The 543-nt window shown below is 63.4% G+C and carries 1 pseudogene; it reads right to left on the reverse strand.

The window, feature by feature from the left end:
• Window positions 1–500: pseudogene (locus ACM9LZ_RS25985) on the reverse strand (transposase); the annotation flags it as partial.
• Between the last annotated feature and the right edge of the window lie 43 nt (window positions 501–543).

The raw sequence follows: 543 nt of genomic DNA on the forward strand, positions 1-543 counted from the left end.
ATGGTTCACCGCCATCCCCTCCCGGGCCAGCAGACATCCCAGACGTCGGTAGCCGAACCGCCGCCGCTCCGATGCCAGCTCCCGCAGCCTTTGCCGCAGGGCGCCGTCATCAGGGCGCCGAGATCGGTAGCGGATCGTCCGGCGATGCACCTTCAGGACAGAACAGGCCCGCCGCTCGCTCACCCCGAACGTCGCCCGCAGGTGGGCAACCGTCCGGCGCTGCGCGGCGGGCCTTACCACTTTTTTCCTGCAACCTCGCGCAGCATGGCGTTGTCCAGCATCGCCTCGGCCAGCAGCTTCTTCAGGCGGCTGTTCTCATCCTCCAAGCCCTTCAGACGCTTGGCTTCTGATACCTCAAGCCCGCCATATTTCGATTTCCAGGCGTAAAATGTCGCCTCCGAAATCCCATGACGGCGGCAGATGTCCGCCGTCTTATGGCCGGCTTCCTGCTCTCGCAGGATCCCGATGATCTGTTCCTCGCTGAAACGGCTCTTCTTCATCAAATAGCCCTCCTCGGTCGGAAGGACTCTACTTCACGCCGGG

Source organism: Niveispirillum fermenti (assembly GCF_048066175.1).
In the GTDB taxonomy this organism is placed as follows: Bacteria; Pseudomonadota; Alphaproteobacteria; order Azospirillales; family Azospirillaceae; genus Niveispirillum; species Niveispirillum fermenti.